This window comes from Acinetobacter sp. YT-02 (assembly GCF_002412355.1).
Lineage (GTDB): Bacteria > Pseudomonadota > Gammaproteobacteria > Pseudomonadales > Moraxellaceae > Acinetobacter > Acinetobacter towneri.
This window is the reverse complement of sequence record NZ_NOZT01000029.1, coordinates 1-641: the sequence shown is the minus strand read 5'-3', so window position 1 is coordinate 641 and position 641 is coordinate 1. Positions and strand designations below refer to the sequence as shown.

The 641-nt window shown below is 33.7% G+C and carries 1 pseudogene; it reads left to right on the top strand.

Annotation, left to right across the window (positions count from 1 at the left end):
• Positions 1 to 91: 91 nt before the first annotated feature.
• Positions 92 to 641: pseudogene (locus CF596_RS08680) on the top strand (IS982-like element ISAba4 family transposase); the annotation flags it as partial.

Genomic DNA, 641 nt, shown 5'->3' with positions numbered 1-641 from the left:
TAACCCGAATTACGGATAAGAAAAGCCCTTGAAAAAAAGGTAGTTAGAGCCATTTAGAAAGTTACGACACAACCCAAAGGCTCTAACTACCATGTACGATTTTACAGAAATTTTTTGTATTGTTGATGATTTTTTCAAAAAATTTGAACCCATCTATTGGCAATTTCTCAAGCAAGAAAACAAACGTCAACGTATCAGACAAGCAACGCTATCTTTATCAGAAATTGTGGCTATCTCCATCTACTATAAAACATCTCAAGTACATAATTTTAAGATGTTTTTTAACTTGCTTTGTCAGTTTGAAAGCAAACTCTTTAAAGACTTGCCTTGTTATAAAAACCTGATTACCCTCATCAATCAGCACCAACTTGCTATTCATGCTTTGCTTTATGCGTTGAGCCAAAAAGATGAAAGTTCATATTTATGGATTGATTCAACACCTTTACCTGTTTGTAAAAATAAAAGAATCCCTAAAGGTCATCATGCTTTAGATGAGATTGCTTCTCGTGGTAAAAGTACGATGGGCTGGTTTTATGGTTGCAAATTACACTTGCTGATGAATCAAGAGGGTGAAATTGTAAATTCAGATTTATCAAACGGACATATTGCTGATCTTAAAAAAGTTGAGGATTTAGTGAATG